This is a genomic window from Bradyrhizobium campsiandrae (assembly GCF_014529705.1).
GTDB classification, from domain to species: Bacteria; Pseudomonadota; Alphaproteobacteria; order Rhizobiales; family Xanthobacteraceae; genus Bradyrhizobium; species Bradyrhizobium campsiandrae.
Genome location: NZ_JAANIH010000067.1, coordinates 25,938 through 48,252, shown reverse-complemented (window position 1 = coordinate 48,252; position 22,315 = coordinate 25,938). Strand labels below are relative to the sequence as shown.

Sequence of the window (22,315 nt, the reverse complement as noted above, 5' to 3'; positions counted from 1 at the left end):
TCGCTGATGGCAAGGCCAAGCCCGGTGCCGCCATAGGTGCGGGCAACGCGGTCATCGGCCTGCTCGAATTCGCGGAAGATGCGCGACTGCGCCTCTGGCGCGATGCCAATGCCGGTGTCGCGGACCAGGAAGCTGATCTCGTTCGGCCAGATGCCGGGCTCGACGATCAGCGCGACGCCGCCGGATGCGGTGAACTTGATGGCGTTGCCGGCGAGATTGAGCAGCACCTGGCGCAGCCGCGCGGCATCGCCGGTGACCTCCAGCGGCAATCGCTCGTCGACATAAGCCGCGATCTCGAGCTTCTTGGCCTGCGCACGCGGCGCCAGCAGCTCGGTGACCTCCTCGATCAGGGTCGAGAGTGCAAAGGGACGCTGGTCGAGATCGAGCTTGCCGGCTTCGATCTTGGAATAGTCAAGCAGCTCCTCGATCAGCGCCATCAGCGCTTCGCCCGAGGTTTTCACGGCGCGTGCGTAGGTGGTCTGTTCCGGCGTCAGCGTGGTGTCCAGCAGGAGGCCGCCCATGCCGATGATGCCGTTCAGGGGGGTGCGGATCTCGTGCGAGGCCATCGCGAGAAAACGCGATTTGGCGCGGTTGGCGGCATCGGCCTGATCACGGGCCTCCGACAGCGCGCGTTCGGTTTCGGTGCGGTCGGTGACGTCGCGCCCGACGCTCTGCAATTCGGCGGGCTGGCCGGCATCGTGCCGCACCAGGCCCTCGCGCCAGGCGATCCAGCGCGCCCCGACGGGCGTTGCGATCTTCTGGTCGTGGATGCGCGTGCCGTTGCTCTCGCGCGCGCTGTCTCCCTGTTCCAGCACATCAAAGTCGAACCGCGTGCCGATCAGCGCGCGGCGCGCCTGACCGGCCAGGGCACAATAGGCGTCATTGGCGAAGGTGATGCGGCCCTGATGGTCGCGCAGCACGATGAGGTCGCCCTGCGATTCGAACAGGCTGCGGGCACGCTCCTCGGCTTCCTTCAGCTCCCAATTGCGATCGATCAGCGCCTCGTTGTGGGCGGCGAGCTTGCGCATCCGCTTGGCAACGAAGCGCAGCCGCATGCTGAGCGTCGCAAGGCCAAGACAGGCCAGCGCGAACAGGAAGCTCGCACCGATCGCAAAAGTGTTGGGATCATAGCCGGAATTTTCCGAGCGGCTGCCGGTGACGAAACCATAGGCCCCGCCGAACGTGGCCGAGAAGATCATGAATGAGCGGATCGCAAACGCTATCCTGGGGTGGCGGCGCCTGAAACGGCGCATGCGCGCCTTGATCCGGAACGTCCGATCCATTGCCACCGACCTCGATCCTCGTCCGAAACCTGCTCCCGCCGTGCGCGACGATGTCTTGCCGACCTTGCAAACAGCTTGAGGCCGTGGAGCGGCCTCGAAACAGGGTTGACGAGGTGTTAATGCTTCAGAGCATGATCCGGAAAAGTGTGCAGCGGTTTTCCCTCGCGACAAACGCGGAACGCGTTTGCGCGGAGATCATGCTCAAACAACAGTCTGAAGCGCGATCGCGCTTCAGAGCGAGGCGGCCTGAAGCGGACGCGGATGGTCGCCTCGGGCACCGACGATCAGCGCGGCGGCCTCGCGCTGCGAGAACGTCTTCGAGCGGACATAGACGCGGTAATCGGCCGGGCCATCGGCAGAGAGATAGATGACCGGCCCGCCATCGACCGGTTGCGTGGCGATCGTAACGAGGCGGGTCGCCGGATTGGCCTGGCAGGACTCGGTGTCGGAGCCGAGACCATCGTCCACGACAGCGAAGTCCGCAGCATCCGCATCGTCGGTGATCTGGACCCGCACGGTGGCCCGCGACGGATCGTCGGTGAAGGCAACGTGGACGCCGGCGGTCCAGAACAGGGAGGTGAGCTCGACGGAGGTATCGCCGAGGGCGATGCAGGGGTGCGAGACCGGTCCGATCTCGCTGCGGGCGAATACCGCAGCGGCCAACAGGGGAATCACCGAGGCCAGGATCTTGAAACGCAACATGACACGCTACTCGCCAAGGCCGCGCGGGAACTTGTGGGCCTTATGGTTTGCAGAGCGTAAAGGAAAGTCGTTACCGCCGGGTTGATACGCGGGCGATTGACCGGTCTGTCGCAATAGTTTCGTCTTGGACCGCTACCCCTAGCCGGTCGGCAGGGATCCCTCATTCTTGCTTCGCTTGCTGGGATTCGGGGCGCCGCAACTAGCATTTTGAACCGAGTATCCGATGGCGAGTACAGTAGGCGCAGCGGGCTTGCAGTCCGACGCGATGAAGGTTGGCGGCACGGTGATGCGTAGTTCGCAAGCTCACGCACAACGGAGCGCCGGTCCGTTGATCATCAATCTCGGTTGCGGTCCCAAGACGTCGGAGCTCTGCGTCAACGTCGATTGGTCGATCTACATCATCCTGCACCGCCATCGCTGGCTGCTTCCGCTGGTGACGCCGCTGATCCGGCGCGACCGGGCTGAGCGAGTCCGGGCCATGCGCGGAACCGCAATCTGCCACGATCTCCGGAAGGGAATTCCCTTCCCCGATAATTCGGGCGACGCCGTATATCACTCACATATCATGGAGCATATCGACCGCGACGGCGTGCTCGGCTTCCAGAAGGAAATCTTTCGCGTCCTCAAGCCTGGGGGGATACAGCGCCTCGCCGTTCCGGATCTCGAGCGATACGTCGCCGCATACAATGCAAGTCTGACAACGGATGACGGAACGCGTGAAGCGTCATTGCGCCACGATCGCGCGGTGTCCAGCATTTTCGAGCAAAGCGTTCGTCGTGCCTCCCAAGGCGTCAGGGGCAATAGGGGATTGCGGACCAGGTTGGAGAACTTCGTTCTCGGTGACGCGCGAGCCCGCGGAGAAACCCATCAATGGATGTGGGACCGACTCAATCTCCGCGCCGTGCTGATGGATGCCGGCTTCGTCGATATCAAGGTTTGCTCCTGGAACAGCAGCGATATCGAAGGCTGGGAGCGATCCGGACTCGAAGTGGCGTCCGATGGGAGTGAATACAAGGCAGAATCGCTCTACCTGGAATGCAGGAAACCGGCGCAAGTGTGAGCTTCCAAGGCCGGTAGCTCGTGTGCACGAATTCGAGGTGGAGCTTGCTCGCTCTCGAGCTTAGGCGAGAGAGGCCGATGGGCAGCCTGCTCACGCCATTTGCCGCATATCCTCCGCGAGGGCGCGGTAGGACAGCGCCTCGGCCAGATGCAGCCGGCCAATCTTGTCGGCATTGTCGAGATCGGCGAGGGTGCGTGCCACGCGCAGCACGCGGTGATAGCCGCGCGCCGACAGGCGCATGGTCTCGGCGGCGTCGCGCAGCAGCTTTTGTCCCTGGGCGTCGGGCCTTGCGATATCTTCGAGCACTGCGGCCGGCGCCTCGGCATTGGTGCGCACATGTGGCAGGCCCGCTTCCCTGTAGCGCGCAATCTGGATGTCGCGCGCAGCCGCCACGCGCGCGGCGACCTCAGTGGAGCCTTCCGCCGCCGGCGGCAGGATCAGATCGGCCGCGGTCACGGCCGGGACCTCGATGCGCAGATCGATGCGGTCCATCAAGGGCCCTGAGATGCGGGCCTGGTAATCGCCGGTGCAGCGATCGACGCGGCCGCGCTTGCAGGCATAGCCGGGCTCGAACGCATTGCCGCAGCGGCAGGGATTCATCGCCGCGACCAGCATGAAGCGCGCCGGATAGGTGACGCGATGATTGGCGCGCGACACCGAGACCTCACCGTTCTCCAAGGGCTGGCGCAGCGAATCCAGCACGCGCGGATCGAACTCGGGCAGTTCGTCGAGGAACAGCACGCCCTGATGCGCCAGCGAGATCTCGCCCGGCTTTGCCCGCGCGCCGCCGCCGGTGAGCGCGGCCATGCTGGCGGAATGATGCGGCGAGCGGAACGGCCGCCGCGAGGTCAACGCACCGCCCTCGATCTCGCCGGCGACGGAGGCGATCATCGAGACTTCGAGCAACTCGCCCGGTGACAGCGGCGGCAGGATCGAGGGCAGGCGCGCCGCCAGCATCGATTTGCCGGCGCCGGGCGCGCCGATCATCAACAGATGATGTCCGCCCGCGGCCGCGATCTCCAGCGCGCGCTTGGCGCTTTCCTGGCCCTTGATATCGCGCAGATCGAGCGGCGAGCTTGCGGCTTCGTGCACCTTCGGCACCGGCCGCGACAGCACCTGCGTGCCCTTGAAATGATTGGCGATCTGAATCAGCGAGCTCGCGGCAACGATCTGGATGTCCGGGCTCGCCCAGGCCGCCTCCGAGCCGCAGGCCGCCGGGCAGATCAATCCTTCCTCGCGCACATTGGCGCCGATCGCGGCGGGCAGAACGCCGGCCACCGGCGCGATCGAGCCGTCGAGGCCGAGCTCGCCGAGCACGGTGAAGCCGGTCAGCGCATCCGGCGGAATCGCGCCGATCGCGGCCATCAGCCCGAGCGCCATCGGCAAATCGTAATGGCTGCCTTCCTTCGGGACGTCGGCGGGCGCCAGATTGACGATGATCCGCCGCGCCGGCAGCGCCAGCCCCGAGGCGATCAGCGCCGAACGAACGCGCTCGCGCGCCTCCGAGACCGCCTTGTCCGGAAGACCGACGATGGCAAAGGCCGGCAAGCCCGGCGCAACCTGCACCTGCACGTCGACCGCACGGGCCTCGATCCCCTCAAAGGCGACTGTCGAAACCCGCTGAACCATGCTCGAACCAGATTTGCCCCTCTTACAATCGAGGGTAGCAGACGGGGATGGCCGTGACAAGAACAATACAGGAACGAAAATGACGGCGCCGCGGTGCCCTAACCAATCGTAAACAGGGTGCCGACACTACGCCTCGAATGCGACCGGTTGCGCTCAGCACATCCCAACACATGTCCGCTACTCCTAAGGCTGCGGGATGGGCCGTGATCTAACGGGTAAAGAATTCAAATGCTTGCAAATCGCCGCAGAAGCGAACGACGGGTGTGCAGCCGGCTGGCCAAGATTCATTTCGGCGCGGGCTCGCTGCCGCGGGACTGCACCATCACGGATATCTCGGACGGCGGCGTGAAGGTGGTGGCGGAGTTTCTGGAAGTGCCGCCGCAATTCACCATCATCTTCGCGCCGGACTATTCACGTCAGTGCCGCCTGCGCTGGCGCATCGGCTGCGAGTTCGGTGCGGAATTCACCGACTGAGCCGAACCCGGGCCGTTTCTTAACGGGACTTTAGCGTTAATCGGCAAAGCATCTCTGATCAGTCCGCCGGCGGTGATCAGAGTATGTCCAAGCGTTCGTCCCTTGCCTCCTCCCCGGCGAGATTCCTGCTACCCGCGCTCGCGGTGCTCGCCCTCGGCGGCTGCCAGACCACGAGCCTGGACGACGTGACCGGCGCGCTCGGCGGCAAGTCCGAACCTGTCGCCGCGGCCGACGGCAAGCCGGACATGGGCGCTCTTCGCGAGCGCTATCGCGCCAAGCCGAACGATCCCAATATCGTCCTCGAATATGGCAAGGCGCTGCGCGAGAGCGGCCAACGCGCCCAGGCGGTCGCCGTGTTCGAGCAGGCGGTGCTCGCCCATCCCAGCAACAAGGCGCTGCTCGCCGGCTACGGCCGCGCGCTCGCCGACAATGGAAATTTCCAGCAGGCTTTCGACGTGCTGGGCCGCGCGCACTCCCCCGAGGACCCCGACTGGCGCATCCTGTCGGCGCAGGGCGCGGCGCTCGACCAGCTCGGCCGCAACGAGGAAGCGCAGCAATATTACGCCGCGGCACTGAAGATCGTGCCCGACGAGCCGACCGTGCTGTCCAATCTCGGCCTGTCCTATGTGCTGCAAAACAATCTGTCGAAGGCCGAACAGGTGCTCGGCCGCGCCTATCAGCGCAATCAGAACAACGCGCGGGTCCGTGCCAATCTCGCCCTCGTGCTGGGATTGCAGGGCCGCGAAGCCGAGGCTGAAATCCTCGTCAAGGCCGATCTGCCGCCGGACCAGGCCGCGGCCAAGATCGCGGCGCTGCGGCAGCTGCTGGCAAAGAAGCAGCAGCAGAGGGCGGAGAAATAATTCTCCGCCGCTCCTGTGTTGTTCGCGAGCAAAGCGCGCTCGCGCTTACGACGCCTTGCGATGCGGCGCCGATCCGCGGCCCGACCTGCCCTTCAGCTTCTTCAACAGCGGCGCCAGCAGCGAGCGCTTCGGCTTTCGCACCTCGCCGCGGCCGGCGAGGCGGTTGGCCATGGTCTGGAACAGCTCGGTGGTGCGGTGGCTCTTGGAGACCTCTGCGATCATCTGGCCGTTATTGGCCGCGGTCGAGAACAGCTTCGAATCGAACGGAATCACCGCGAGCGGCTGACTTTCCATCGTCTTGGCGAATGACTTGACGTCGATCTCGGCTCGCTTGTGCATGCCGACCTGATTGATGCAGTAGAGCGGTGGCCGGTCGTTCGGCCGCGCCGCCTTGAGCACCGACAGCATGTTCTTGGTGTTGCGCAAGTTAGCGAGGTCGGGCTCGGCCACGATGACGATGTCGTCGGCATTGACCAGCGCGCGCTTGGTCCAGGCCGACCATTGATGCGGCACGTCGAGCACGATGCAGGGCGTCGTCATGCGCAGCGTGTCGAAGATCGCGTCGAAGGCTTCGGCGCCGAAATCATAGACGCGATCAAGCGTCGCCGGCGCAGCAAGCAGGCTGAGGTGCTCGGTGCACTTGGCGAGCAGGCGCTCCATCAGCGCGGTGTCCGGCCGGTCCTGCGACAGCACCGCGTTGGCGATGCCCTGCGCCGGATCCTGGTTGTAGTCGAGGCCGGCGGTGCCGAAGGCGAGGTCGAGGTCGATCACGACCGAATCGAGCGCGAGGTCGCGCGCGATCGTCCAGGCCACGTTGTGTGCGACGGTGGAGGCGCCGACGCCGCCCTTGGCGCCGACCACGGCGATGACGCGGCCGGTGATGATGGCTTCCGATGCCGAGAACAGGCTGCAGATCGAGCGCACCACGTCGATGGTCTCGACCGGGCCGACCACGTAGTCATTGACGCCGCGGCGCACCAGCTCGCGATAGGGCGCGGTGTCGTTGGGATTGCCGATCACCACCACGCGCGTGCCGGGATCGCAGACGCCGGCGAGATCGTCGAGCCCCTCGAGGATGTCGCGGGTGCCGTCGGATTCGATCACGATGACGTTCGGCGTCGGCATCGTGTCGTAGACTTCGATCGCGGCGGCGAGACCGCCCTCCTTCGCGGTGAGATGGGCCTTGGCGAGACGACGGTCCTGGCCTGCGGCGGTCACCGCGGCCAGCGTCTGCTCGGTCTCGCAAAAAGCCTGCACCGAGATGCGGGGAACCGGCGCAATGTGTTCGTCGGGGTGGCGCGGATCGTCCGCCGCTTCGTCGTCGATGCCGGTCATTTGCCTGTATCGCTGAGTTTGGCCTTGTCGGCCTCGGGATAGGTGGTCGTGGTCGCGGTGCCCTTGCGGTAGCGATCAAAGGCGATGTCGCGCCGCGCCGTGTAGGCCGGTGTCTCCGCGCGCGGCTGCTCGAGGTCCGCGGGGTTGTCGATCATCGCGGCAAGGTTGCGCTGGGTGGCGCAGCCGAGATTGAAATAGGGCTGATTCTCGTTGTAGCCGGGATCGAGGATCGACGGGCCCATGTCCTCGGGCCACAGCCCGCAGGGGCCGGCGACCGCAGTGATCTTGGAATAGCTGAGGCGGATGGTCGGCAGCAGGCCGGGATCTTCGGGGCGATAGCGATGCTGGACGATGGCGCGCGACGGCACGCCGCCGCTGCCGAGCACGGCCCGGATCTCGTGATAGGTCGCCGCAGCCGCGCGTGAATTGGTGGCGTCGATGGGAACGTCGACGACGACGGAGCCGGTGCCTTCGCGCGCCCACTCCTGGGCAATGCCCATCACGTCCGCATGCTGCGCGGGCGACAGCCCGCCCCGCGCCTTGCCGACGAAGATCACGATCGAGCGCTTGCCTTCCTGCACCGCGATCGGGTGGCGCAGGCGGTAGTCGGTCGGCACCGTCTGGGTGGTGACGACGTCACCCGTGGTGTTGCAGGCTCCCAGCGCGACGGAGAGCCCCGTCAGCGCGAGCGCGATGCGCAGATTGCGGCGTCGATCGGCGGATGTCTTGGTCATCGCCTGGTCCCCTCTTCCCCGTGTCTTGCCCCGGTCCCCAAACCGCCCGTGTCAGTCGATGATGAAGCCGAAATCCCCGCGATCGCCGTCGATCGGATCGACGCGGCGCGCGATGCCATAGAGGCGGTTCATGCGGCCGAGCAGCGCCGATTGCGCATCCGAAGACGGCGCGAAGCCGTCGTCGGGCCGCGACAATTCCTTCTGGGCGACGGCGCGCACCACATAGGGCGTCACGATCACCATCAGCTCGGTCTCGTTGTTGACGAAGTCCTGGCTGCGGAACAGCGCGCCGAGGATCGGCACCTGGTCGACGCCGGGCAGGCCGTTGATGGCCTGCTTGGTCTGCTGCTGGATCAGGCCGGCCATCGCCATCGAGCCGCCGGAGGGGATTTCCAGCGTGGTCTCGGCGCGGCGGGTCTGCACCGAGGGGATGGTGATCGAATTGGTCGTGCTCGCGGACAGCGCCTGCGAGACCGTGATGGCGTTCTGGCTCGACAGCTCCGACACCTCGGTCATCACGCGCAGGCTGATGCGGCCTTCGCTGAGCACGACCGGGGTGAAGTTCAGGGAGATGCCGAACTTCTTGTAGGTGATCTGGGTGGTACAGACATGCGTGGTCGGATCGCAGGCGTAGCCCCCGGGAATCGGGAATTCGCCACCGGCGACGAAGGTCGCGGACTCGCCCGAGATCGCCGTCAGGCTGGGCTCGGCCAGCGTCCGCATCACGCCGGCGGTTTCCATCGCGCGCATGGTGGCGCTGACGGTGGCAACGCCCTTGGCGAGGCCGGCAACGCCGAGTCCATTGTTGCTGACCAGCGGTCCGCCACTCGCCGTGAACGGGTTGGAATTGTTGAAATTCACCACCGCGGTGCCGGCGTTCAGGCTGGCGCTGAGATCGACGCCGAGCTGCTTGACGATGTCGCGGCGGACTTCGCCAACCACGACCTTCAGCATCACCTGGTCGCGGCCGCGCACGACGATGTTGTTGACGACCTTGTCCGAGCCGCCGACCAGCTTGGCGGCGACGTCGCCGGCTTGCTGGGCCTCGACCGGGCTCGATACCGAGCCCGTCAGCATCACGCTGTCGCCGACGCCTTCGATCTGCACGCCCGGCAGCGACTGGCGCAGTGCCGTGCGCATGCCGTTGAGATCGCGCTTGACTGCGATGTCGTAGGAGGCGACCTGCTGACCGTCGGCGGAGAAGAACACCACGTTGGTCTGGCCGACCTGGGCGCCGATGATATAGGCGCGCTGCGACGAGCGGATCACCGCGTTGGCGATCTTGGGATCGGCCACCAGCACGTCCTTGACCTCGCGCGGCAGGTCGATGACCACAGACTTGCCGATGCCGAGCGACAACGAGCGCGTCCGCGCCGGCGCGATGCTCGCGACCGGCGACACGCCGAGGTCCGGCGCCTGCATCGGCGCCTGGTCTCCGACCGGCGCATCGGCCGCGCGGACGAGATCGGGCGCTGCGACCAGCGCCAGCATCAGCATTGCACCTGCCCAGAACGAGCCGGCGCGCTTCCCCCGAATGCGCGGGCCTGTCCGATAGTCCCCGTCGTTCATGCTGTCCCCATCACTTCTGTGACGTCAGTTGTCTTGCCTGCACGCCGTAGCGGATCACGCTGACGCCGCCGGGGCGCCGCAGCGCCTGGTCCTCCGGCGAGCTGTCGGCCGCGTTGGCATCGGCGATGCTGCGCAAAGCGAGTGTGAGCGTGCCGCCCTGGCGCGCGGCCGAAAGCGCCGCGACCTGGTCGGGCCGCAGCTCGAGCGTGACGGTCTTGCCGAGCACCGCATTCTGACCGTCCTTCTCCTTCGGAGCCTGGTCGATCGCGAGCACGCGGATATTGGTCAGGATGACCTCCGACAGGATCAGGTCGTTGCCACCGGTCGGGCCATTGGTGTTGGCGCCGTCAGGATTCTTCAGGCGGCGCGTCAGCACGATGTCGACGCGGTCGTTGGGCAGGATGAAGCCGCCGGCGGCGGTCTCGGCTGAAATCTCGGTGGACACGGCCCGCATGCCGGTCGGCAGGATCGCGGCCATGAAGCCGGAGCCATCGGCCTTCACCAGCTTCTGCTCGCGAATCGGCTCGCCCTGCATCAACGGCACGCGCGCGATCGAGCCGGCGATCTGGGTTTGGGCATCGGGCCTGTTGTCGCGGCGAATAAAGGCGCTGCTGGCCGTCGCTTGCGGCCAGGTCTGCCATTGCAGGTCTTCGGCCTTCACGGCCTGGCCGAGCTGGATGTCGGATTTGGCGACGAGCACCTCGACCGTCGGCAGCTTCTCGGCCACCGGCAGCGGGGTTGCGGGCTTGTTGTCGTAGCTGCTCGCCAGATACGCCGCGACGCCGCCGGCGCCCAGCGCGATGACGAGAACGACAATGCGTGCGGTGTTCATACACTTCTACTCTTACGCGGGGCACTCGAACCGCACGTGGCGGGTTCCCCCGGCATCGATGAGTAGGGAGTAAAAGTATAAGGGGTGTTGCGAGGCCGAATGTGACGGCCGGTGACATCGCGAGTTTTGGGCGGATGGTGAACGCCGCGTTAGTCGGTCGGCGCCGGCCCCGTAGAAACACGAGGAGCGTCCTCATGCTTTCGGATGAGAACGCGGGGCGTCATGGTGAACGGGTGGTTAGTGAGGGGGAGGGGACAGGTTGATCTCCGTAGCCCGGATGGAGCGAAGCGCAATCCGGGGCTGCGGCGTACGTCGTGAGTGTCCCGGATTGCGCTGCGCTCCATCCGGGCTACGCGCGGCGCCTACTTCCCCCGCTTCTGCTCAATCACGTCCCAGATCTTCGCCGCCACGTCGGGCCCGCCGAGGCGTGCGATGGCGAGGATGCCGGTGGGCGAGGTCACGTTGATCTCTGTGAGATTGCCGTTGATGACGTCGATGCCGACGAACAACAAGCCGCGCCTGCGCAGCCCCAGGGCGGCAACCTTCCTTGACTCGACTAATAGTAGAGCCCCAAAATGGCTCGGTATTTGTGTCTTAATTGCCTACTTTTGAGCACTCGATGAGTAATGCTCCCGACGGCATTGTCGTCCCAAGCAGCGATCTATCCCGTCAGGCGGTTGCCTCTATTGGAGGCTACGCTTACCAGTTACTCGTATCTGTTGACGCTTGGCTCTCGCTGGAAGCGGACGGGGTTCTGATCTTGGAGGTAGCCGAGGACTACGCTGTCCTGGCCGGGAAGGCCCTTACGGCGACTCAAGTGAAACGTACTTCAAGCTCGGTTTCCCTTAGGACGCCAAGTGTAGTCGAGACGATAAATGCCTTTTGGCGGCTCCAGTCTGCGAATTCGGACTTGGCGGTCCAATCAATTTATCTAACGACATCTCGAATCGCAAAGGAGAAAAACGCTGGATTTCCAGAAGGGATACCAGGATTGCGACTTTGGAGCGACGCAATCTATGACAGAACCCGCTTGCGCATTCTCCGCGATTTTCTGCGAACGCTACCCTTGTCCGATGAGTTGGCCGATTGGCTGACAAGCGCATCCGACGACGAACTCTGCATCAATCTCTTGAGCCGAGTGCAATGGCAATGCGGAGCACCGTCTTTTCGCGAATTAGAAACGCGCACGAGGGAAAGGATGCGAAAACGGTGCGAAATATTTGGAATTCTACCGTCTGAAAGTGACCGGGCGACCGATGCAGCTCTGATCGAACTACTAAAGATCGCCGCTTATTCTGGCCGTCGTGAATTGCGGCGCAGCGATCTAGTTCAGATTATCGAGAGCTCGACCGCTTACATTGTTCCCGCAGCGACCATGCGGCGTTTTTTCTCACGACAAGGCGGACCGCTAACAGATAGTTTTCGTCCGCCATTGACGCTTAGAGAGAACGAAGGAGGAGAGCGGTTTTTTTTCTTTGCCGCAGAAAATCGAATTCCGCTAGCGGGGCGCGAAAGCGAATTAGCAACTTTAGAGCAATGGTTGAACGAGAGCGAGAAATTCTCTTGGACGCTGCTAACCGGTCCAGCGGGCTCAGGAAAGAGCCGCCTGGCCCTTGAGCTTTGCTTAAAGGCAAAGACAATTGGATGGCACGCCGGCTTTTTTTATAGTGCGTCGGAAATTGCCAAGCCGGAGCAGTTCAGGCAGTTCCAAGCATTCGAGCCAACTCTGCTAGTTTGGGACTATGTGATGGAGGCGCCTGTCGTCGCTCGCGCAGTCATCGATATTATTATCGAGCAGCACAGCATTAACGCTTTCAAACATCCCGTTAGGATCCTTCTCATAGAGCGCAGCAACTCATCGGGAGGCTGGTGGCAAAGATTTTTCTCGGGTCACGCCGATCATATTAGGAAGTTCACCCGTAAACTCGGTGAAAGCGACAGATACCTAGAGTTAAAGCCGCTTGGAACGGAGGCTCTTCGGCGCATTGTAGGACACGTTCTTAGCGGATCGGAAGGTGACGAGGAGGTTCTCGATGACCTGAAGCAGATCGATCCGCTTGGCCGTCCATTCTTTGCCGCTTTGGCAGCTGATGCCTTGAAAAATGGAAGAGCGGCTCCAGGGATGAGCATACAAGCTCTTCTCAACGATATCCTTGATCGCGAGCAGTTTCGATGGAGGGTATTAGCGCGGGACGATCTCGATATTCAACGTCACGAAAATGCGCTTGCACTTGCTACAATGATGGGTGGTCTTCCCGTTCCTCAGGCAACCAGTGGCCTTCCGCTTGAAGTTTTTCCATTTTCACAGGAAGCTTTTAATTTCGCGCTCATGGAAGAAATGACTCAGGGCAAGCCTCTTGCGAAAGAGATTCACCCCCTCGAGCCAGACCTCGTTGGTGAATGGTTCGTTCTTAAACGACTTGTTCGTGCTCATCCGTTTGACCAACGGCCTGATCAACTGGTGTTGGCGGCAGAGTCGCTAGCGATATTGTCGCCAACTGCCGCCGCTGCATTTGGTGTTTTTAGAACCCGTCTTGCCGAAGACTTTCCCGAAGCTTTTGTTCACACGCAATTGCTGCGCGCTCCCATCGAAGGAGCGCCTGTTCACACATTCGTTGAATGGGCCACCTCTCTAGCTAATAGCCTGGAGCACCTGAGGGGACAGCCGCGAACGGCTTACTATTGTCTCCAATCGATAAAAAACTTAGTGCCAACCCTATTCGCAAGCAGTGACTTTCAAGTAGCCGCGAGCGCTGCCTACTTTAACTATGCAGCTCTGCTGCTAGCTCGCAACCGATATGCCGAGGCCGAAGGAATCTTGCACGACGTCTTCGAATGGGCGTCGCAACGGACTGATCTGCCAGAACTCGCGGCAGTTGCCAGTCGACTTGGTGAGATTCTCGGAGAACATTTCTTAGCTCAAGGCGATATAGATGAGGCAACTCGTATCTTCCATTCCATTCTTACCTTCGCTCAAGAAATCAACCTAGGAAAGAACGAAAAGGATGACGTTATAGACAACGCTGCGTCGCTCGGCCTTTCAATTCGAGAGAGCTTAGCAAGCCGCGATGATCAGCGGAGGCTGCGTGATCTAAATGGACGACTTTGGGCGAAGCCAACTGCGAAGCGAACGATTGACATGGCTTCAAATACTGGGAGCGAACTGATGTTCCGGTCCACCGAGAGTTCAGCGCAAGAGATCTTCAATGAATTGAAGACGAAGTCACTTGCGCGGCCCGACGTCAAAGCGATTGGTTTTTGGGCTGCTAACGTAGCGTATAGCATAGTTAGAGATGCAAAAGACCCGCGGGCGTTCGTGGACGGCATTCGTGAGCTTGCGTATTGGGTTTCGCACCGAGTGGATTGGCCTGATATGTTGGACGTCGTCTACGACGCGATCGATCATGAGTGGATAACCGAGGACTTTAAATTAGGGCGAGCGCCAATCGAGGCTTTATTTCAACTATGGTCCGAAGGGGTCCTGTCCGCGGCGAAGGGGCATGAAATCGGACGTAACAATGAGATCCATTTCATCCGAAAGGAGATAGAAGACTCCTTGCTTGAACACGGACGGCTACCGTGGGCTCAAGACATGCGGCGGCGAATAGCATTGATTGAGCAGAGCTTCGCAAATAATCTATAGCGTAAGAACACTCTCAGGTTGCAAAAGATTGCTTGGCAACCAAATGCTCCACGCCATGCGTTGCTAGCTAGGCGTTGTTGACCTGCAGCCAGACCTAAGTGTTGTCTTGCTCTTTACTTCCCCCGCTTCTGCTCGATCACGTCCCAGATCTTCGCCGCAACGTCAGGCCCGCCGAGGCGCGCGATGGCGCGGATGCCGGTGGGCGAGGTGACGTTGATCTCGGTGAGGTTGCCGTTGATGACGTCGATGCCGACGAACAGCAGGCCACGCTCGCGCAGCGCCGGGCCGACGGTGGCGCAGATCTCGCGCTCGCGCGGCGTCAGCTCGGTCTCCTGCGCCGCGCCGCCGCGCACCATGTTGGAGCGGAGGTCGTCGGCCGCCGGCACGCGGTTCACGGCGCCTGCGAACTCGCCATTGACGAGAATGATGCGCTTGTCGCCGTGTTTCACCTCGGGGATGAACTGCTGGATCACCCAGGCTTCCTTGAAGGTCACCGAGAACATGTCGAACAGCGAGCCGAAATTCATGTCCTGCGGCATCACGCGGAACACCGCGGCGCCGCCATGGCCGTGCAACGGCTTCATGACGACGGCGCCGTATTTGTCGCGGAACGCGTTGATCTCGTCGAGGTCGCGCGAAATCAAGGTCGGCGGCATCAGCTGCGGAAAATTCATCACGAACAGCTTTTCGGGCGCGTTGCGCACCGAGGCCGGATCGTTGACGACCAGCGTCTTCGGATGGATGCGCTCGAGCAGATGCGTCGAGGTGATGTAGGCGAGATCGAACGGCGGGTCCTGCCGCAGCAGCACCACGTCGAAGCCGTTCAACGCCTCGCGCTTGGGCTCGCCGAGCGTGAAATGGTCGCCGGGCTCGTCGCGCACGGTCAGGAGCTGGACCGGCGCGACGATCTCCTCGCCGACCATCGAGAGCTTGTCGGGCGTGTAATAGGACAGGCCATGGCCGCGCTTCTGCGCCTCCAGGAGCAGCGCAAAGGTGGAATCGCCCTTGATGTTGATGCGGGCGATGGGGTCCATCTGGACGGCGACATTGAGTTTCATGGTCTGCCTTTCAGGTCGAGGCGTCGAATGCCGCCAACACATGACGTGGAAGCGAGCGCGGCGCAATCAGCATGGCATCGAATCGCAATTCGAATTCCGCATGCTCGGGATGCGCCACGAGCCAGCCCTGGGCGGCGTCGATGATGCGCTGCTGCTGGCGCGGCGTCACCGCATAGGCGGCGTCATCGAGGCTGGCGCGGGCCTTGACCTCGACAAAGGCGATCAGGTTGCGGCGCCGCGCCACGAGGTCGATCTCGCCATGCGGCGTGCGGTAGCGCTTGGCGAGGATGCGGTAGCCCTTCGCCATCAGATAGGCCGCGGCGCGGCTCTCGGCGGAGATGCCGGTACGGAACGCGGCGACGCGTTCCGGCGAGGCGATTTTCGGTTCGGCCGGGATCTTAGTCTTCGCCATCGCCGCCCCGCAGATCCTTCGCGAGCTCGAGCGCCCGGGCATAGACCTCGCGGCGCGGGCGCCCCGAGAGCGCAACCGCATGCGCGACGGCGTCCTTGACGCTGTGCGCCGACAGCTGCTCGCGCAGGAGATCGTCGAGCGCATCCGCTGTCAGCACGTCGGCATCCGCCGCCGGGGGGCCGATCACCAGCACGAATTCGCCGCGCGTCTCCAGCGTATCGGCCTCGCGTGCAAGCTCGGTCAACGGCGCGCGCGAAATCTCCTCGTGCAGCTTGGTCAGCTCGCGGCAGATCGCGGCCTCACGCGCGCCCATGAGCTCGGCTAGATCGGCAAGCGTGTCCTGCACGCGGTTGCCGGATTCGAACATCACCAGCGTCGCATCGATGCGGGCGAGCTCCGCCAGGCGCGATCGTCGCGCGGCGGACTTCGCCGGCAAGAAGCCCTCGAAGAAGAACCGGTCGGTCGGCAGCGCCGCGACCGACAGCGCCGCCAGCACCGAGGACGGGCCGGGCAGCGCGTAGACCGCATGGCCCGCGGCGCAGACCTCGCGCACCAGCTTGTATCCAGGGTCGGAGATCAGCGGCGTGCCGGCGTCCGACACCAGGGCGACCGAGCCGCCGGCGGCTAGCGCCTCCAATATCTTGGGCCGCGCGGCTTCGGCATTGTGCTCATGATAGGCCCTGAGTTGCGCCGAGATGTCGTAGCGCTCGGTCAGGCGCCGCGTGATGCGGGTGTCCTCGCAGGCGATGACGTCGACGCCCGCGAGCGTCTGCAGCGCGCGCAGGGTGATGTCGCCGAGATTGCCGATGGGGGTGGCGACCAGATAGAGGCCCGCCGCCGGCTTCGGCGCCGCGAGCCGATGGGCGTCGATGGAGAAGCCGCGGGGAGCGGCGTCTGTGCCTTCAGGCGTATTTATCGGGGCCGGCTTTGCGCGCATAATGATTCGAACTTAGGCATGATCTCCGGGGCTGGGAACCGGCCCTTCGAAAAAGATCGTGCCGGTGGAGGATATCGAACTGGGGCGAGGAAGGACTGGAATGTGATCCATACGGCATCACATTCCCTCGGGAATGAAGCATCCGGGCCATATTCGCGGCGGAAACGCTGCCTTGATGCGTGGTGACGGTCGGCGGGGAGCTGGCCAGGGCTTGAGGGTCGGTCGCGTTAAGCGCGTATTATCCTTTTGTTTTGGTTAACTATTTGCCGACAATATGCCTGAATCCGCGGCTTCTGTCGCGGCGAAGTGTTGGTGTGGCCGGTGGGCGATCGCCGGTCAGAAGAGAAGCTGCCATGGGCCCGCGTGATCCAGAGTCTCCCGTTCAGGGGCCCCGTTTGTCCGGGGCGACCCGGCGAAGCGCGCTTGGCCTCTTGCTCGGCACGCCGCTACTGTCGGCCTGCGCCGGCGTCCAGCAGAGCCTCAGCCAGTTCTCCAATCCGTTCTCGAGCTCCCCGCCGCCGGCCCAGCCGGCCGGGCCGCCGCAGCAGGCGACAACCGCGGGCACCGGCGGGGTCAAGGTCGGGATGATCCTGCCGCTCTCGGCCGCCGGCAATGCCGGGCTCGCGGCGCAATCCATGCGCAACGCCGCCGAGATGGCGCTAGCGGAGTTCCAGAACCCGAACATCCAGCTCCTGATCAAGGACGACAATGGCAGCCCGCAAGGCGCGCAGGCCGGCGCGCAGCAGGCGGTCGAGGAGGGCGCCGAGATCATTCTGGGGCCGCTGTTTGCGCAATCGGTGCCGGCAGTGGCGCAGGTCGCACGCGCACGCGGCATCTCGGTGATGGCGTTCTCGACCGATTCGAGTATCGCCGGCCGCGGCGTCTATCTCCTGAGCTTCCTCCCCGAATCCGACGTCAACCGCATCATCGAATATTCCGCCGGGATCGGAAAACGCTCCGTCGCCGTACTGGTGCCCGACAATGCCTATGGCAATGTCGTCGAAGCCACCGTGAAATCGGCGGTGCCGCGGCGCGGCGGCCGCATCGTCGCGTTCGAGAAATACGGCGCCGACCGCGCCACGCCGGCACGCAACGTGGCGCAGGCGCTCGGCGGCGCGGATGCGCTGTTCATTGCCGATGACGGCGACGCCGTCGTCGCGGTCGCGGATGCGATGACGGCGGCCGGCGCAAATCTGCGCAACATCCAGTTGCTCGGCACCGGCCTGTGGGACAATCCGCGCGTCTATGCCAGCCCCGCCTTGCAGGGCGGCCTCTATGCCGCGCCGGATCCGGCAGGTTTTCGCGCCTTCTCCGGCCGCTACCGCACCAAATACGGCGCCGAGCCGATCCGGACCGCGACCCTCGCCTATGATGCGGTCGCGCTCGTCGCCGCGCTGGCGCGCACGCAAGGCACCACGCGCTTCTCTCCCGACGTGCTTACCAACCCCTCGGGCTTCGCCGGCATCGACGGTCTGTTCCGCTTCCGTGCCGACGGCACCAATGAACGCGGGCTTGCGGTGATGAAGGTCACGACCGGCGGCGGTGTCGCGGTGGCCGGCTCGCCGAAGAGCTTTGGCGCGTAACAGGCACGGCTCACAGCCGCCTGAGCGCCACGCTCTCCACCGCATGGTCGGCGCCCTTCTTCAGGATCAGCGTCGCGCGCGGCCGGGTCGGCAGAATGTTGTCCTCGAGATTGGCGAGGTTGGTGCGCTCCCAGATCGCGGTCGCCGTAGCGGTGGCCTCCTCATCGGACAGCAGCGCATAGCGGTGGAAGTAGGACTTTGGATCGGTGAAGGCGGTGTCGCGCAGCGCCAGGAAGCGCTTGATGTACCAGCGCCGCAGCGCCGCCTCGTCCGCATCGATATAGACTGAGAAGTCGAAGAAGTCGGAGACCACGGGCACCGCCTTGCCGTCACGCGGCAGCTTGCCGGTCTGCAAGACATTGACGCCCTCGACGATCAAAATGTCGGGCTGGTCGACCTCGGCCCATTCGTTCGGGACGATGTCGTAGGTCAGATGCGAATAGACCGGCGAGCGCACATGGCGGCGGCCCGACTTGATGTCGGACAGGAAGCTGAGCAGCAGCGGCAGGTCGTAGCTCTCCGGAAAGCCCTTCTTCTGCAGGATGCCCTGCTGCTCGAGCAGGGCCTTCGGGTAGAGAAAACCGTCGGTGGTGATCAGCTCCACTTTCGGACGCGGCGACCAGCGCGCCAGCAAGGCCTGGAGCACGCGGGCTGTGGTGGACTTGCCGACCGCAACGGAGCCCGCGACCCCGATGATGTAGGGCACCTTGCGATCCCGGATGTTGAGGAACTGGCGCTCGGCGTAATACAGGCGCTGCATCGCATCGACATAGATCGACAAAAGACGCGACAGCGGCAGATAGATGTCCTCGACTTCCTTGAGGTCGAGGCGGTCGTGCAGCGAACGCAGTCGGTCGAACTCGCCGGGCTCCAGCGTCATCGGCGTGTCGTCACGCAACCGCGCCCATTCTTCGCGCGTATAAACGCGGTACGGATTATACTGCTGCTCGGGTGCGCGGATATCCATGTCGCCGCCTTCTCCGTTGCGATCTGAACGGCTTGACCTAGCCGCCTTTGCGCGAAGCCTTCTCTTCCAACCCTGACATATTGGTACGCTTGTCCAGCGCCGCTTCCACTTCCTCCAGCTTTACGCCACGCGCCTTGAGCAGCACAAGGAAGTGATAGAGCAGGTCGGCACTTTCGGCGATCAGATGCGCGCGATCGTTTTCGACTGCTGCGATTACGGTTTCGACTGCTTCCTCACCGAACTTCTTGGCGCAATGTTCGGCGCCCTTCTCGAGCAGCTTGCGGGTATAGGAGGCCTCGCCACCGGAGGCCGCGCGGGCATCGATGGTCTCGGCGAGATCGTGGATGGTGAAACGCGGCATCGGAATACTCAGAAACACACCGGACCGGAGGCCAATCGCTTTTGCCTCTCTAGCACTTTTAGCAACGGGAGTCGTCAGGCATCCATGCGCATGGGCAGGCCCCGCCGCGACATGTGCTCCTTGGCTTCACGTATGGTGAATTCGCCGAAATGGAAGATGGATGCGGCCAGCACGGCGGTGGCGTGCCCGTCACGGATACCGTCGACGAGATGGTCGAGATTGCCGACGCCGCCCGATGCGATCACGGGAACGGGAACACTGTCGGCAATCGCCCGCGTCAGCGGAATGTCGAAGCCCTGCCTGGTGCCGTCGCGGTCCATCGAGGTGAGCAGGATTTCACCAGCGCCGAGCGAGACCACTTCCTGGGCATATTCGATGGCGTCGATGCCCGTGGAGTTGCGCCCGCCATGGGTGAAGATCTCCCAGCGGTCGCCGCCCGGGCGCTTGACCCGCTTGGCGTCGATCGCGACCACCACGCATTGCTCGCCGAATTTTTCGGCAGCTTCCTTGACGAACTCGCGCCGCGATACCGCGGCGCTGTTGATCGAGACCTTGTCGGCGCCGGCGCGCAGCAGCGTCTTGATGTCGTTGACCTCGCGCACGCCGCCCCCGACCGTCACAGGCATGAAGCAGGCCTCGGCAGTACGCCTGACGACATCGAGCATGATGCCGCGGTTCTCGTGGGTAGCGGTGATGTCGAGAAAGGTCAGCTCGTCGGCGCCGGCGGCGTCATAGGCAATCGCGGCCTCGACGGGATCGCCGGCATCTCTGAGATCAACAAAGTTGACGCCCTTGACGACGCGGCCGTCCTTGACGTCGAGACAGGGGATCACCCGCACCTTGAACATGAGTCAGCTCCTAAAGCATGATCCGGAAAAGTGCGAAGCGGTTTTCCGAAAGATCATGCGTAAACCATTACGCACGCGCGTCGCGGATCAGGGTGAGGGCGGCGGCTGGATCGAGCCGGCCGTCATAGAGCGCACGCCCGGCGATGGCGCCGGCGAGCTTTTTCGCGCGCGGCGTCAGCATGGCCTTCACATCGTCGATCGAGGCGAGACCGCCGGAGGCGATCACGGGAATCGATATGGCGTCGGCGAGCGCAATGGTCGCATCGAGGTTCAGGCCCTTGAGCAGGCCGTCGCGCGCGATGTCGGTGAAGATGATGGCGGCAACGCCGGCATCCTCGAACCGCTTGGCGATCTCCAGCACCGTGACCTGCGAGGTCTCGGCCCAGCCTTCGACCGCGACCTTGCCGTCGCGGGCATCGAGACCGACCGCGACGCGGCCGGGGAATTTCTTCGCGGCCGCCTTCACCAATTCGGGGTCGCGCACCGCCGCGGTGCCGATGATGACGCGGGTGATGCCTTTTTCCAGCCAGGCTTCGACAGTCGCGAGATCGCGAATGCCGCCGCCGAGCTGCACCGGAATCTTGATCGTCTTCAGCATCGCCTCGACCGCTTGCGCATTGACCGGCTTGCCGGCAAAGGCGCCATCGAGATCGACGACGTGGAGATATTCAAAACCCTGCGCGACAAAGCTTGCGGCTTGCGCGGCCGGATCGAGATTGAACACGGTGGCGCGCGCCATGTCGCCTTGCTCGAGGCGCACGCACTGGCCGTTCTTGAGGTCGATGGCAGGAAAGAGGATCACGGTTTCCATCGCAAGAAGTTCGAGATCAGGGCCAGGCCAAAGCGCTGGCTCTTCTCGGGGTGAAACTGCGTGCCGATGGCGGTGTCCTTGCCGACGATGGCGGTGACGGGACCGCCGTAATCGGCGCGCGCGAGGACATCAGCCTCATTGACCGCGTTGAGGTGATAGGAGTGCACGAAATAGGCGTGCTGGCCCTTGGGCCCGAGCGGCAGCTTGTTCAGCACCGGATGCTCCTGCAGCAGCTCGAGCGTATTCCAGCCCATGTGCGGGACCTTCAGGCTCTCGTCGCGCGGCGTGATCTTCTCGACGTCGCCGCCGATCCAGTTCAGGCCCTCGGTGATGACGTGCTCCTTGCCGCGGCTCGCCATCAGCTGCATGCCGACGCAGATGCCGAAGAACGGCCGCGCCTTGACGCGCACCGCTTCGGTGATCGCCTCGACCATGCCGTTGACGGCATCGAGCCCGCGCCGGCAATCGGCGAAGGCGCCGACGCCAGGCAGCACCAGACGGTCGGCCTCATAGGCCTGATCGGGATCGCTGGTGACGAACACCTTCTGCGGATTTTCCAGGCTGCGCGCGGCGCGCTCGAAGGCCTTGGCGGCGGAATGCAGATTTCCGGAACCGTAATCGATGATGGCGACGCTCATCTTGACCCTCCCGGTTCTGGAAACAATCCAATGATGCCGCCGGCCGGAATCGGCGGCGGGTTCGAAAATGGTTGGCCCGGCGTGTTGCGGGTCGGCGGCGGGCCGCCGCGGTCGACGGCCCGTTGATCGTTGACGATGCCGCGCTGCTTTTCGCTCCAGCGCTCGAAGAAACGGCGCTCGGCGGTGTCGTGATCGTCGGCGACGACGATGTCGAGCTGGCGCCATCTGCCGCGTGACAGCGTCCAGCGGCGCAGGCTCGAGGCTTCGAACCCCATCAGCAAGGCGACGACGATGTTGGCAAGGAAGATCGAGCTGCGCCCGACCCCGAGGCTGGACAGCCCGGCATCGAACGCGGCGAGGACGACGAACCAGCCGATCGTCGCCAGCCAGAGCCTGTTCCAGGCCAGCCAGATCGGGCCGAAGATCATGGCCCAGAAATGGAAGCCGTCGCGCACGAACACGAATCTGTCGGTCGCGCGCAGATCGGCCCCGCCTGGGGTGGGAGCATGAACTGTGTAGACAGGCATTTTCGATGCCCCGTTCTCGAGAGATAAAGTCGACGCCGCCGGCGATGTGTCG

Annotated in this window: 21 protein-coding genes and 1 pseudogene; 5 read left to right on the top strand and 17 right to left on the bottom strand. The window is 63.8% G+C overall.

Annotated features, from left to right (window positions below; all coding sequences use genetic code 11):
- Both G8O24_RS34515 and G8O24_RS34510 read right to left on the bottom strand, forming a co-directional pair.
- Nucleotides 1-1,283 (bottom strand): histidine kinase dimerization/phospho-acceptor domain-containing protein (locus tag G8O24_RS34515; protein ID WP_188106987.1); only part of this gene is annotated, 1,283 nt, incomplete at its 3' end.
- Between the two features lie 231 nt (nucleotides 1,284-1,514).
- Nucleotides 1,515-1,985 (bottom strand): hypothetical protein, encoded by a 471-nt coding sequence (locus tag G8O24_RS34510; RefSeq protein WP_188106986.1) that lies wholly within the window; start codon nucleotides 1,983-1,985, stop codon nucleotides 1,515-1,517.
- Between the two features lie 328 nt (nucleotides 1,986-2,313).
- Between G8O24_RS34510 and G8O24_RS34505 the strand changes: the two genes are divergently transcribed.
- On the top strand, nucleotides 2,314-3,045 hold the full coding sequence (locus tag G8O24_RS34505) for a class I SAM-dependent methyltransferase (RefSeq protein WP_188106985.1): 732 nt from the start codon (nucleotides 2,314-2,316) through the stop codon (nucleotides 3,043-3,045).
- A gap of 90 nt (nucleotides 3,046-3,135) precedes the next feature.
- Here G8O24_RS34505 and G8O24_RS34500 read toward each other — a convergent pair whose 3' ends face one another.
- Entirely contained in the window at nucleotides 3,136-4,674 is a 1,539-nt protein-coding gene (locus G8O24_RS34500; protein ID WP_188106984.1) for a YifB family Mg chelatase-like AAA ATPase, read from the bottom strand.
- A gap of 228 nt (nucleotides 4,675-4,902) precedes the next feature.
- On the opposite strand from G8O24_RS34500, the gene G8O24_RS34495 reads away from it, so the two are divergent.
- Nucleotides 4,903-5,148: a PilZ domain-containing protein gene (locus tag G8O24_RS34495; RefSeq protein WP_011083489.1), complete on the top strand. Its 246-nt coding sequence runs from the start codon at nucleotides 4,903-4,905 to the stop codon at nucleotides 5,146-5,148.
- An 83-nt stretch (nucleotides 5,149-5,231) separates the two neighbouring features.
- Complete coding sequence (locus tag G8O24_RS34490; protein ID WP_188106983.1) at nucleotides 5,232-6,008, top strand: tetratricopeptide repeat protein; 777 nt, start codon at nucleotides 5,232-5,234, stop codon at nucleotides 6,006-6,008.
- 45 nt (nucleotides 6,009-6,053) lie between these two features.
- Here the strand turns inward: G8O24_RS34490 and G8O24_RS34485 are convergent, their stop codons facing one another.
- The 5 genes and pseudogenes from G8O24_RS34485 to G8O24_RS34465 all read right to left on the bottom strand — a co-directional run.
- Entirely contained in the window at nucleotides 6,054-7,343 is a 1,290-nt protein-coding gene (locus G8O24_RS34485; RefSeq protein WP_188106982.1) for a CpaE/TadZ family protein, read from the bottom strand.
- The gene (locus G8O24_RS34480) at nucleotides 7,340-8,077 is read right to left on the bottom strand and encodes a CpaD family pilus assembly protein (RefSeq protein ID WP_188106981.1); all 738 of its coding nucleotides are present in this window, start codon (nucleotides 8,075-8,077) and stop codon (nucleotides 7,340-7,342) included. Before G8O24_RS34480 ends, G8O24_RS34485 begins: the two co-directional genes overlap by 4 nt.
- Nucleotides 8,078-8,128: 51 nt before the next feature.
- Nucleotides 8,129-9,646, bottom strand: coding sequence for a type II and III secretion system protein family protein (locus G8O24_RS34475; protein ID WP_188106980.1), 1,518 nt, complete (start codon nucleotides 9,644-9,646; stop codon nucleotides 8,129-8,131).
- Between the two features lie 10 nt (nucleotides 9,647-9,656).
- Nucleotides 9,657-10,478, bottom strand: a complete 822-nt coding sequence (gene cpaB, locus G8O24_RS34470) for a Flp pilus assembly protein CpaB (protein WP_188106979.1) — start codon at nucleotides 10,476-10,478, stop codon at nucleotides 9,657-9,659.
- Nucleotides 10,479-10,840: 362 nt separating this feature from the next.
- Nucleotides 10,841-11,017 (bottom strand): annotated as a pseudogene (locus G8O24_RS34465) (ATP-grasp domain-containing protein); the annotation flags it as partial.
- Between the two features lie 80 nt (nucleotides 11,018-11,097).
- Here G8O24_RS34465 and G8O24_RS34460 point away from each other — a divergent pair.
- On the top strand, nucleotides 11,098-14,121 hold the full coding sequence (locus G8O24_RS34460) for a tetratricopeptide repeat protein (protein ID WP_188106978.1): 3,024 nt from the start codon (nucleotides 11,098-11,100) through the stop codon (nucleotides 14,119-14,121).
- Nucleotides 14,122-14,234: 113 nt separating this feature from the next.
- Here G8O24_RS34460 and gshB read toward each other — a convergent pair whose 3' ends face one another.
- Genes gshB through rsmI form a run of 3 tightly spaced genes read right to left on the bottom strand, consistent with a single transcriptional unit; the run spans nucleotide 14,235 to nucleotide 16,528 of the window.
- Complete coding sequence (gshB, locus tag G8O24_RS34455; RefSeq protein ID WP_188106977.1) at nucleotides 14,235-15,179, bottom strand: glutathione synthase; 945 nt, start codon at nucleotides 15,177-15,179, stop codon at nucleotides 14,235-14,237.
- A gap of 10 nt (nucleotides 15,180-15,189) precedes the next feature.
- A complete protein-coding gene (locus G8O24_RS34450) occupies nucleotides 15,190-15,591 on the bottom strand; it encodes a YraN family protein (RefSeq protein ID WP_188106976.1) in 402 nt (133 codons plus the stop codon).
- Nucleotides 15,578-16,528 (bottom strand): 16S rRNA (cytidine(1402)-2'-O)-methyltransferase, encoded by a 951-nt coding sequence (gene rsmI, locus G8O24_RS34445; protein ID WP_188106975.1) that lies wholly within the window; start codon nucleotides 16,526-16,528, stop codon nucleotides 15,578-15,580. The genes G8O24_RS34450 and rsmI overlap by 14 nt, the downstream gene beginning before the upstream one ends.
- Before the next feature lie 353 nt (nucleotides 16,529-16,881).
- On the opposite strand from rsmI, the gene G8O24_RS34440 reads away from it, so the two are divergent.
- Nucleotides 16,882-18,111, top strand: a complete 1,230-nt coding sequence (locus tag G8O24_RS34440; protein WP_188106974.1) for a penicillin-binding protein activator — start codon at nucleotides 16,882-16,884, stop codon at nucleotides 18,109-18,111.
- Nucleotides 18,112-18,121: 10 nt separating this feature from the next.
- Here G8O24_RS34440 and coaA read toward each other — a convergent pair whose 3' ends face one another.
- From coaA to G8O24_RS34410, 6 genes are all read right to left on the bottom strand, one after another.
- On the bottom strand, nucleotides 18,122-19,078 hold the full coding sequence (gene coaA / locus G8O24_RS34435; protein WP_188106973.1) for a type I pantothenate kinase: 957 nt from the start codon (nucleotides 19,076-19,078) through the stop codon (nucleotides 18,122-18,124).
- Between the two features lie 37 nt (nucleotides 19,079-19,115).
- A complete protein-coding gene (locus G8O24_RS34430) occupies nucleotides 19,116-19,439 on the bottom strand; it encodes a phosphoribosyl-ATP diphosphatase (RefSeq protein ID WP_188106972.1) in 324 nt (107 codons plus the stop codon).
- A gap of 74 nt (nucleotides 19,440-19,513) precedes the next feature.
- Complete coding sequence (gene hisF, locus G8O24_RS34425) at nucleotides 19,514-20,287, bottom strand: imidazole glycerol phosphate synthase subunit HisF (RefSeq protein WP_188106971.1); 774 nt, start codon at nucleotides 20,285-20,287, stop codon at nucleotides 19,514-19,516.
- Between the two features lie 67 nt (nucleotides 20,288-20,354).
- Nucleotides 20,355-21,098 (bottom strand): 1-(5-phosphoribosyl)-5-[(5-phosphoribosylamino)methylideneamino]imidazole-4-carboxamide isomerase, encoded by a 744-nt coding sequence (gene hisA / locus G8O24_RS34420; RefSeq protein ID WP_188106970.1) that lies wholly within the window; start codon nucleotides 21,096-21,098, stop codon nucleotides 20,355-20,357.
- A complete protein-coding gene (gene hisH, locus G8O24_RS34415; RefSeq protein ID WP_188106969.1) occupies nucleotides 21,086-21,736 on the bottom strand; it encodes an imidazole glycerol phosphate synthase subunit HisH in 651 nt (216 codons plus the stop codon). The genes hisA and hisH overlap by 13 nt, the downstream gene beginning before the upstream one ends.
- Nucleotides 21,733-22,263: a DUF2628 domain-containing protein gene (locus G8O24_RS34410; protein WP_188106968.1), complete on the bottom strand. Its 531-nt coding sequence runs from the start codon at nucleotides 22,261-22,263 to the stop codon at nucleotides 21,733-21,735. Before G8O24_RS34410 ends, hisH begins: the two co-directional genes overlap by 4 nt.
- Nucleotides 22,264-22,315: the final 52 nt, after the last annotated feature.

Bases quoted from the DNA above. Each gene is read 5' to 3' on its own strand.
- G8O24_RS34510 (WP_188106986.1), bottom strand. From the start codon at position 1,985: ATGTTGCGTTTCAAGATCCTGGCCTCGGTGATTCCCCTGTTGGCCGCT.
- G8O24_RS34500 (WP_188106984.1), bottom strand. From the start codon at position 4,674: ATGGTTCAGCGGGTTTCGACAGTCGCCTTTGAGGGGATCGAGGCCCGT.
- G8O24_RS34495 (WP_011083489.1), top strand. From the start codon at position 4,903: ATGCTTGCAAATCGCCGCAGAAGCGAACGACGGGTGTGCAGCCGGCTG.
- G8O24_RS34490 (WP_188106983.1), top strand. From the start codon at position 5,232: ATGTCCAAGCGTTCGTCCCTTGCCTCCTCCCCGGCGAGATTCCTGCTA.
- G8O24_RS34485 (WP_188106982.1), bottom strand. From the start codon at position 7,343: ATGACCGGCATCGACGACGAAGCGGCGGACGATCCGCGCCACCCCGAC.
- G8O24_RS34480 (WP_188106981.1), bottom strand. From the start codon at position 8,077: ATGACCAAGACATCCGCCGATCGACGCCGCAATCTGCGCATCGCGCTC.
- G8O24_RS34475 (WP_188106980.1), bottom strand. From the start codon at position 9,646: ATGAACGACGGGGACTATCGGACAGGCCCGCGCATTCGGGGGAAGCGC.
- cpaB (WP_188106979.1), bottom strand. From the start codon at position 10,478: ATGAACACCGCACGCATTGTCGTTCTCGTCATCGCGCTGGGCGCCGGC.
- G8O24_RS34460 (WP_188106978.1), top strand. From the start codon at position 11,098: ATGAGTAATGCTCCCGACGGCATTGTCGTCCCAAGCAGCGATCTATCC.
- gshB (WP_188106977.1), bottom strand. From the start codon at position 15,179: ATGAAACTCAATGTCGCCGTCCAGATGGACCCCATCGCCCGCATCAAC.
- G8O24_RS34450 (WP_188106976.1), bottom strand. From the start codon at position 15,591: ATGGCGAAGACTAAGATCCCGGCCGAACCGAAAATCGCCTCGCCGGAA.
- rsmI (WP_188106975.1), bottom strand. From the start codon at position 16,528: ATGCGCGCAAAGCCGGCCCCGATAAATACGCCTGAAGGCACAGACGCC.
- G8O24_RS34440 (WP_188106974.1), top strand. From the start codon at position 16,882: ATGGGCCCGCGTGATCCAGAGTCTCCCGTTCAGGGGCCCCGTTTGTCC.
- coaA (WP_188106973.1), bottom strand. From the start codon at position 19,078: ATGGATATCCGCGCACCCGAGCAGCAGTATAATCCGTACCGCGTTTAT.
- G8O24_RS34430 (WP_188106972.1), bottom strand. From the start codon at position 19,439: ATGCCGCGTTTCACCATCCACGATCTCGCCGAGACCATCGATGCCCGC.
- hisF (WP_188106971.1), bottom strand. From the start codon at position 20,287: ATGTTCAAGGTGCGGGTGATCCCCTGTCTCGACGTCAAGGACGGCCGC.
- hisA (WP_188106970.1), bottom strand. From the start codon at position 21,098: ATGGAAACCGTGATCCTCTTTCCTGCCATCGACCTCAAGAACGGCCAG.
- hisH (WP_188106969.1), bottom strand. From the start codon at position 21,736: ATGAGCGTCGCCATCATCGATTACGGTTCCGGAAATCTGCATTCCGCC.
- G8O24_RS34410 (WP_188106968.1), bottom strand. From the start codon at position 22,263: ATGCCTGTCTACACAGTTCATGCTCCCACCCCAGGCGGGGCCGATCTG.